General features: G+C 42.0%; 10 protein-coding genes and 1 tRNA gene. All 11 read left to right on the top strand.

The window, feature by feature from the left end:
• Positions 1-118 precede the first annotated feature (118 nt).
• The 11 genes from WC788_09740 to WC788_09690 all read left to right on the top strand — a co-directional run bounded on the left by WC788_09740 (position 119) and on the right by WC788_09690 (position 7,785).
• Positions 119-1,606: a hypothetical protein gene (locus tag WC788_09740; protein MFA6097877.1), complete on the top strand. Its 1,488-nt coding sequence runs from the start codon at positions 119-121 to the stop codon at positions 1,604-1,606.
• 123 nt (positions 1,607-1,729) lie between these two features.
• Positions 1,730-1,972, top strand: a complete 243-nt coding sequence (locus WC788_09735; GenBank protein ID MFA6097876.1) for a hypothetical protein — start codon at positions 1,730-1,732, stop codon at positions 1,970-1,972.
• A 116-nt stretch (positions 1,973-2,088) separates the two neighbouring features.
• Positions 2,089-3,213 carry a DNA recombination protein RmuC gene (locus WC788_09730; GenBank protein MFA6097875.1) on the top strand — a complete coding sequence of 375 codons (1,125 nt, stop codon included), beginning with the start codon at positions 2,089-2,091 and terminating at the stop codon, positions 3,211-3,213.
• A 4-nt stretch (positions 3,214-3,217) separates the two neighbouring features.
• Positions 3,218-3,763: an NUDIX hydrolase gene (locus WC788_09725; protein MFA6097874.1), complete on the top strand. Its 546-nt coding sequence runs from the start codon at positions 3,218-3,220 to the stop codon at positions 3,761-3,763.
• 18 nt (positions 3,764-3,781) lie between these two features.
• Positions 3,782-4,111, top strand: coding sequence for a hypothetical protein (locus WC788_09720; GenBank protein ID MFA6097873.1), 330 nt, complete (start codon positions 3,782-3,784; stop codon positions 4,109-4,111).
• A gap of 39 nt (positions 4,112-4,150) precedes the next feature.
• Positions 4,151-4,789 (top strand): zf-TFIIB domain-containing protein, encoded by a 639-nt coding sequence (locus WC788_09715; GenBank protein MFA6097872.1) that lies wholly within the window; start codon positions 4,151-4,153, stop codon positions 4,787-4,789.
• Entirely contained in the window at positions 4,786-5,286 is a 501-nt protein-coding gene (locus WC788_09710; GenBank protein ID MFA6097871.1) for a TrmH family RNA methyltransferase, read from the top strand. Before WC788_09715 ends, WC788_09710 begins: the two co-directional genes overlap by 4 nt.
• Positions 5,287-5,439: 153 nt before the next feature.
• A tRNA-Arg gene (locus WC788_09705) sits at positions 5,440-5,511 on the top strand.
• A 215-nt stretch (positions 5,512-5,726) separates the two neighbouring features.
• Entirely contained in the window at positions 5,727-6,146 is a 420-nt protein-coding gene (locus WC788_09700) for a hypothetical protein (GenBank protein ID MFA6097870.1), read from the top strand.
• 166 nt (positions 6,147-6,312) lie between these two features.
• Positions 6,313-6,972, top strand: a complete 660-nt coding sequence (locus tag WC788_09695; GenBank protein ID MFA6097869.1) for an HD domain-containing protein — start codon at positions 6,313-6,315, stop codon at positions 6,970-6,972.
• Between the two features lie 21 nt (positions 6,973-6,993).
• Positions 6,994-7,785 carry an asparagine synthase C-terminal domain-containing protein gene (locus WC788_09690; protein ID MFA6097868.1) on the top strand — a complete coding sequence of 264 codons (792 nt, stop codon included), beginning with the start codon at positions 6,994-6,996 and terminating at the stop codon, positions 7,783-7,785.
• Positions 7,786-7,935 lie beyond the last annotated feature (150 nt).

Here is a 7,935-nt window from a genome sequence, read left to right as displayed (position 1 = left end):
CAAATTGCGGTGTTGACAAAATGGTGTATATTATAGTATAATATAAGGTCTTTAAGAGATTAAAGGCAATGCACATTATCATTGAAATAATGCGAAAAGACGAAAAGGAGTGATTATAATGAGGAAATATGCGTTAGTATGGTCCGTTTTTGTATTGTTGTTTTTCGCTATGCCGGTGCTGGCGATCAATAGCCAGCCTGTGTCAAAGCCTGTCGTAGATCCGAATAAGATCTTTGAATGCGAAGGTCCGCCGACATTGGACGGATCGGCTTCTTATGATATCGATGGATCGATCGCGAGCTTTGATTGGTATCTCGGAAAAATTCTCTATGCAAGCGGGAAGAATGTGAAAGTCACATCGGATATTGCAAACCATGCCGGGTCTTATGTTTTTACCCTGAAGGTAACTGACAACGGCCAGGCATCGGACAGCAGAGATGTGATCTTTACGGTTATGGGCAATCCGATGCCTCACATCGACAATCTGAAGTATGCGGCTATAAGCGGAAGCGAGATCAAGAAGCGGAATTTTCTGATGGCTGGAGACGTTTTCCAGCTTGAGGCTGTAAGAGGAGCATCCAATCATGGCGAGACATATGTCTGGAAATATGACCAGGGGATATTTCAAAGGATCAGTGATGGAAACAGGGTAAGTTTCAAGGTCATCTCAGACAGCATCCAAAGCAGTCCGAAGATCGGAGTTTCCGCATTCAACGCTTGCTCGATCGAGAGCAATCGGATGGAGATCGAGATCCCGATCAGGTCGCTGGGCCAGAATTCGTTGCCGAAGTCTTCCATCGAACTTCCGCCTGAAGTATATGAAGGAAAAAGATTCACGGCATCGTCCACAGGTTCAACGTCGGGCCAAGATTATGATGAAGAAGGAGATTCGATCGTAAATTGGAGGTGGGAAATAACCGCCTATGAGGGAAACGTGATCCTGAGATCAACCGCGAAAAATCCTCAGTTTACGATAGGGAATTCGGGGGTCTTCACCGCTCATCTTTGGGTGACAGACAGTTTCGGCAAAGTCGGATACGGAAATCTTTCATTTCCGGTCATAGAGGCACAAAATGATCCATCAGTTGCTGACGCAACGGCAACGGCAAAGACCGCGATTCTGGGACAGAATGTCACATTGAATGCGACAAGGTCCAGAGATCCCGACGGAAGAGCCCGAGACGCCATCAAGAGATATGAATGGTTCGATCTTACCTATGACGAAAAGCTCTGCAGCTCGGAAAAACCAACTTGTATTGTGGTGTTTACGAGGCCGGGAGCGCATAAGATAAGACTGAAAGTTTTTGATGCCGGAATTCTGGGAGAAGGAATAATTTCTGACATAATAATAAATGTTGTTTCTTCTTTACCCCAGGCTCCAAGCCAGCCAGTGGCGCAAGTAAATAATGCGCCAAACAAAATATCGGCTGGAACCTTGCCGACATCAGGTGTCAAAGAAACTCCGATAGATCCGCAGGAAGTGCTGAGGCGATCAAAGGCAAAACAAACGGAAGAATTCCCAACAGGCGCTAAACCTGCTCCTGGGATGGAGGCGATCGCAGCCATCGTTACGATCATGGCAATTGCGAGAAAGATGAAAAATTAGACCAGAAACACGCTGGTCATTTTTTTATCCCAAGATATTGACAAATATTACGTTATATGATACAATATAAACAGTATATTTTACATGAAGTAAACCGAATTTGAACAGAAGAGGTGAAGATATATGACAAGTGTAGATGACGATAAGGGAGGGCCCTATCATGGACCTTATGCATGGCCAGGAGGCGTTCCAATTGTGAGCGCAGAAAAAGTTGATGAAGTAAGGAAAATGCAGCCGGTGTTTGCCGCTATAAGGGAAGAGGTTGTGGAAACAGTCTGTATGATCATAGATGAACTGTTCCCAAATCCCGGAAAGGAACAAATGAAAGCGATTGAAGATGTCGCTTTCGCAATGTCGTATGTTTGAGTTAGAAGGCAATAACTGAACTTCTAACTTTTTTTATTGTAAAAAGGTATTAATAGTGCTAAAATACTAACTGTCAAAAGCAGTTTGTTTTTGTATATAAATTCTAAATTTATTCCATGTTCGAACAGATAATAACCAACATAATCACGGCGATCATTGTCCTCGGAGCGCTTTTTTTGCTTCTTAAAAGGCCTTTGATGGGTTATCTGAAAAGGATAGCGGATGAAAATCTGAAGTCTCTCGAAGAAAGGAACAGGGAGCTTTTGAAAGAAGAGCGGGATAGGTTCATGGAATTGCAGGGAGAAAAGATGAAAAGAAACGAGCAATATCTCGACGGAAAAAAAGATGTCATCAAGGAACTTGTCGAAAAGATAAACAGCGAGCTCAGCGAAAGCCAGAAAAAGATCGAAAACACCGAGAAAGAAAGGATAAGCGAATTCTCCAATCTTCGGGCGATTCTTGAGGAACACAAAGACGTGACAACAAAACTGAAAGATTCCACGGATAATCTGAAGAACATACTTTCAAATAATCAGCTTCGCGGGAAATATGGGGAGGAAGTTGCGGAAAATATCCTGAAGATGATCGGGTTCGTGAAAGATCTGGATTATGTGGTGAATCTGGCACAGGACACGAACGCCAACAGGCCGGACATTACGATCAAGCTTCCCGATAAGACAAAAATAAACATAGATGCGAAATTCCCTTATCAGTCGCTCGTAAAATACCAGGAAGTGGACGACAAGCTTGAGAAGAAGAAATATCTCGATCAGTTCAAGACCGATGTCAAACAGAAAATAAAGCAGGTGACGAGCCGAGATTATATAAATCCGGAAGAGAAAACGATGGATTTTGTGATCCTTTTCGTTCCGAATGAGATGATATTCAGCCTGATCTGCGACAAGTTGAGCGACATATCGGGAGATGCTCTGAGAAAGAAAGTGATCATCACGGGACCCTTTTCTTTTGCGGCGATCTCAAGGATGATCAGGCAGTCCTATGACAATTTCAGGATCCAGGAAGATTTGCACAAGATAATAGGATATATAAGCAAATTCAAACAGGAATTTTCAAAATACAACGAAGAAGTCGACAGGCTCGGAAGCAGGATAAGATCGGTTTCGGAACAATATGACGCGGTTTCTGGAGTCAGAACTCGCCAGCTTCAGAAGATCGTTGACCAGATCGGCGGAGAAAAGATCGAGAACGGCAAAGACAATGCTTCGAAATTGATAGAATAAAAATATGAAAAAGAAGAAAGTGAAAATATTGCATTCCAGGGTTGCATACAAGTGCAAGTACATGAGGATCACTGAGGAAGATTTCACATTCTCGGGGAAAAAAGTGCACAGGTACTATCTTCTGGAAAGGAACGATTATGTGATCGTGATAGCAAAAGAAGGGGAATATTTCTATCTCATAGAGCAATATAGATATCCGACGAAATCGTACCTGATCCAGGTTGTGGCGGGAGGGATCGAAAAAGGAGAGACCCCGATCATGGCGGCACGAAAGGAGCTCAAGGAAGAGGCCGGAATAACGGCAGGAAAAATGAAAAAGATCGGCTGGCTTTATGCATACTACGGACCATCGAATCAAAAGGCGAATGTGTTTTTTGCGGAGGACCTTTCATTCGGTAAACAGGACCTGAAGGGCCTTGAAAAAGAATCGGACGTGAAAGTGAAGAAATACACGCTTTCTGAGATAAAAGAGATGATAAAAAGCAACAGAATCAAAGACGAGGATACTCTTTCCGCTTTTTGCATTTATATGCTAAAATATGATAATTAAACAGTTAAATCAAAAAAAATGGGAATAAAAGATTCAATAAAAAATGTGATGGCAAAAGGAGTGAAAGAAGTGGCAAAAACCAAGATCGGCAAGAAGATCGTCGACAAAGCGATCGATAAACATCTGGAAAGCCTTCCCGAGAATCAGAGAGAGATGGCAAAAAAAGCGATCCAGAATATGCAGAATATGAGCGAAGAAGAGCAACGGGATATCGCGGAGAAGATGAAAAAGCTTATGGGCGGGAAAGAAAATCCCAGTCAATTCGAGATGCTTGCGAAATTCAAATCCATGTCTCCGCAGGAAAGAGCGAAATATGAAGAGCTTGCCCGGAAGATGATGGGGATGTAATGATAAAAAACCAAACACCAAAAACCAAACACCAAAAAAATGGAAAATGCGGGAACAAATCCAAAGTGTCCGGATTGCGGCAAGGATCTTCATGAAGTTGCTGCTGAAGGCCAATATGGAATAAAGATCAGACTTGACCAGTGCTTTGATTGCGGAGGTATCTGGTTCGACAGTCTGGAGCTTTACCCTCTTCCAAAAGAAGAGATCGAGAAGATCGAAAATCTAAAATTGGACAAACTTCAGGAGAATTCATTTTTGGGTAACGGGAAAAAAGCATGTCCGAAATGCGGGATCGGACTTGAGAGATTGAAGGACTTTAATTTTCCGGAAGAACTTGAAGTCGAGCAATGCAAAAAATGCGGGGGGATTTGGATGAACCGGGGAGAGGCAATGGAATTTAAAAAATGGCAGGAAGAGAAGAAGAAGTCGATTGAAAATCCCAGTAAAAAAGACCAGGAATTTAATGATAATATCAAAGAATTGCTTGAGCTGTATAGAGATAAAGATATGGAAATGGTCGAAAAGGCCGGAAGAATACTTTCTATGAAACTTGATTCGCGCACCATGCGCCCTTTGAATGAAGCGGATTATGGAACCGATGAATACAATAAAGCTTACAATGCGGCTTCGGCGGCGATTAACGTATTGTACATGCTTTTGAGGCTATTTTTAAGATGATAATGAAAATGACGAAAGAAGAAAGATTTGTTGTGATCTGCGATGACCTCAGGAGCCTCCATAATATAGGTTCTGTTTTTAGAACTGCCGATGGCGCCGGCGTGAACAAAATATATTTATGCGGCATATCCGGCCGGCCGGATGACGAGAGGGCGAAAGGAAAAATTTCAAAAGTTGCCTTGGGGGCCGAAGAGAGTGTAAAGTGGGAATATGCAAAACAGGCATGGAGGGTCGTAGAAGAATTGAAGAAAAACGGATTTGAAATTGTCTCTCTTGAGCAAAATCCTGAAAGTATCGATTACTCGGCCTATAAACCGAAATGTCCGGTAGCATTGATCATTGGAAATGAGAATAGCGGAGTGAAGAAAACTCTGCTTGATAGATCGGATAAGATCATAGAGATTCCCATGAGAGGGGCTAAGGAATCTTTGAATGTATCAGTTGCATTCGGGATCGCGGCATATCATATTGGTAAATTATCGGAGAAACACAAATAATTCGGAGTGATGTTATTTTCAGTGAAAGATACTAAAGTCCAAAAACCAAAGACCAAAACCACAAAGTAAAAACATACAGACAAGTTCCTTTTTTATTTTTGGTATATGGTTTTGAGATTTGATGTTTGGTGTTTGGTTTGTAGTTTGAAGCATGCTCTCGTAGTCCAATGGATAGGACACGAGCCTCCGAAGCTTGTGATGCAGGTTCGATTCCTGCCGAGAGCGCAGAAAAATAAAATAAGCTGTGATTTGGATCGAATGGGAAAGGGGTCGGGAAAACGGGAGTTTTCCCGTGGTGGAAGTATTGAAACCGCAAGGTGTCAAAGAGGAGAGGATCGACGACGTTCGATTCCTGCCGAGGACGCATAGAAAATGAAAAATGAAAAAAGCAAAATGAAAAATTAGCAAATAATATAAATTGAATAACTTATTATCAGGTCATGGAAATAAAAAGCAAACTTGATGAGCTTGGCCTAAATCAAGAAAACGCTGTTGTTATAGGTTCCGGCATTCTGAACGCGCTCAATCTTCGTGAGGGCAAAGACATCGACCTTGTCATAGCCGAAGCTGAATATAGGGAATTTTCTGGCAATAACCGTTTTAAAAAAGAACAAAATCATGGGTGCGAAGTGCTTACTGATAATATTTTTGAGATTAGAACAAGCTGGGACGTTCTCGGAAAAACCTGGAGGTTTAATGATCTATTACGTCACTCGACGATCATAGGCGACGTTCGTTATATTACAGTTGGATTTCTGCTTGATATAAAACGCGGATGGATCAAGGACGGAGATGTTCGCCAAAAAGATGTTAATGACGTGAAATTGATGGAGCTATATCTTAATAGTCGGAAGGAATAATCGGTGGCAGGTTCTCCTCCTGCGGCGGACAGGGATTCCTGCCGAGGACACATTGAAAATGAAAAATGAAAAAAGCAAAATGAAAAATTGAGCAAATAATTGAAATTGAATATCTTATTATCAAGTCGTGGTTTCGTATTTTGAGCGAAGAAATATTTTTAATTATATGAATACGGAGCAGGAAAAAACAATTCAAAAAATTGCCGATGAAGTAAAACAAAGACTCGAAGGCGAAGGATCGGGACATGATTGGTGGCATATTGTAAGGGTTTGGAATATGGCGAAACACATCGGCAAAAATGAGAATGTCGATATTCTTATAGTGGAACTTGCCGCACTTCTTCACGATATAGCGGATTGGAAATTTTATGAAGGGGACGACACTGTCGGGCCGAAAATAGCCCGGCAAATTCTTGAAAAATATTCCGTATCCGCCGAAACCACTGACCAAGTCTGCGGTATCATTATGAACATGTCCTTCAAGGGTGCGGGCGTAATAACTGAAATGAAAACATTTGAAGGCAAGGTTGTTCAAGATTCCGACCGCCTTGATGCTATCGGGGCTATCGGTGTTGCCCGCACATTTGCTTATGGCGGACACAAAAATCGTCCGATGTATGACCCGAATAAAGAACCGTCCATACATCAATCGAAGGAAGAATATTTCAGAAGCGAAAGTCCGACCATAAATCATTTCTATGAAAAGCTTTTGCTTCTCAAGGACAGAATGAATACCGAGACCGCAAAGGAGCTTGCTGAAGACCGCCATAGTTTCATGGAAGCATATCTGGACAGATTTTTTCAAGAATGGGACGGAAAGGCCTGATTTACTATTTATAATGAAATAATGCTTGCTGATTTTGAAAAACTTGAGAAACCAAAAAAATACGATGACAATGAGAATAAGCTGAAGAAGGAACTCCATGATGCCTTGGATCTGGCGGTGAGATCGTCGGTTTCTGGCGCTGAGAAAGTTGCCGTTGCATTTTCGGGAGGGCTGGATTCTTCAATCATGGCCTACCTGGTTGCAAAATATTCGATGCCCATGTTATTTTGCGTGGGATTTAAGGATTCCCATGATGTCATCAATGCCAGGAAGTCCGCTGAGCTCTTGGGTTTTGAATTGAATATCATTTCTCTTGAAGAAACGGACCTGGGAAAATATTTTGCAAGAACCGTTGAACTGGTCGGGACGACTGACAGGCTCATCACGGATCTGAATGTCCCGCTATATATCATCCTGGAAGAGATCGGAAAACACGGATTTGATAAATTGGTTTTGGGACAGGGCGCGGACACATTGTTCGGCGGGTTTGCGAGGTATCCCTATTCGGAAAATTTTGGAGATGAGATTTTGCAAGATATCAAGAATATCGGAAAAACGAATCTGGTATATAACTATAAAATATTCGATAATTTCAAAATGAAACCGATCTATCCATTTCTCGAAAAAGATGTCGTTGATATTGCCGTGAAGTCGGATCCGGGCTTGAAGATCAGGGATGGAGTGCAAAAATATATTTTGCGCGAGACTTTCAGGGAATATTTGCCGGAAAATATCGTAGACCTTCCGAAAAAGTCATTTCAATATGGAAGCGGGATACATAAGGCGCTTCGGAAATTTTCAAAAGAGAATTAGTTCTCGTTGAAGTAATCGAGAACTATGTCATATAAAGGAGATAGGGATAATAGTGTATACTTAAGGGCAGGAAGAAGAGACTAAGGTGTCAATGGCCTTGAGCCACTCGCAATACGATCGTCTCTTCTTGTCCTTAAGCATACCGGTTTA

The sequence above is a fragment of the Candidatus Paceibacterota bacterium genome, from assembly GCA_041661265.1.
In the GTDB taxonomy this organism is placed as follows: domain Bacteria; phylum Patescibacteriota; class Minisyncoccia; order JAHIHE01; family JAGLIN01; genus JBAZUT01.
The sequence above is the reverse complement of the archived record's forward strand: the minus strand, read 5'-3'. Positions and strand labels throughout refer to the sequence as shown.

Bases quoted from the DNA above. Each gene is read 5' to 3' on its own strand.
- WC788_09740 (MFA6097877.1), top strand. From the start codon at position 119: ATGAGGAAATATGCGTTAGTATGGTCCGTTTTTGTATTGTTGTTTTTC.
- WC788_09735 (MFA6097876.1), top strand. From the start codon at position 1,730: ATGACAAGTGTAGATGACGATAAGGGAGGGCCCTATCATGGACCTTAT.
- WC788_09730 (MFA6097875.1), top strand. From the start codon at position 2,089: ATGTTCGAACAGATAATAACCAACATAATCACGGCGATCATTGTCCTC.
- WC788_09725 (MFA6097874.1), top strand. From the start codon at position 3,218: ATGAAAAAGAAGAAAGTGAAAATATTGCATTCCAGGGTTGCATACAAG.
- WC788_09720 (MFA6097873.1), top strand. From the start codon at position 3,782: ATGGGAATAAAAGATTCAATAAAAAATGTGATGGCAAAAGGAGTGAAA.
- WC788_09715 (MFA6097872.1), top strand. From the start codon at position 4,151: ATGGAAAATGCGGGAACAAATCCAAAGTGTCCGGATTGCGGCAAGGAT.
- WC788_09710 (MFA6097871.1), top strand. From the start codon at position 4,786: ATGATAATGAAAATGACGAAAGAAGAAAGATTTGTTGTGATCTGCGAT.
- WC788_09700 (MFA6097870.1), top strand. From the start codon at position 5,727: ATGGAAATAAAAAGCAAACTTGATGAGCTTGGCCTAAATCAAGAAAAC.
- WC788_09695 (MFA6097869.1), top strand. From the start codon at position 6,313: ATGAATACGGAGCAGGAAAAAACAATTCAAAAAATTGCCGATGAAGTA.
- WC788_09690 (MFA6097868.1), top strand. From the start codon at position 6,994: ATGCTTGCTGATTTTGAAAAACTTGAGAAACCAAAAAAATACGATGAC.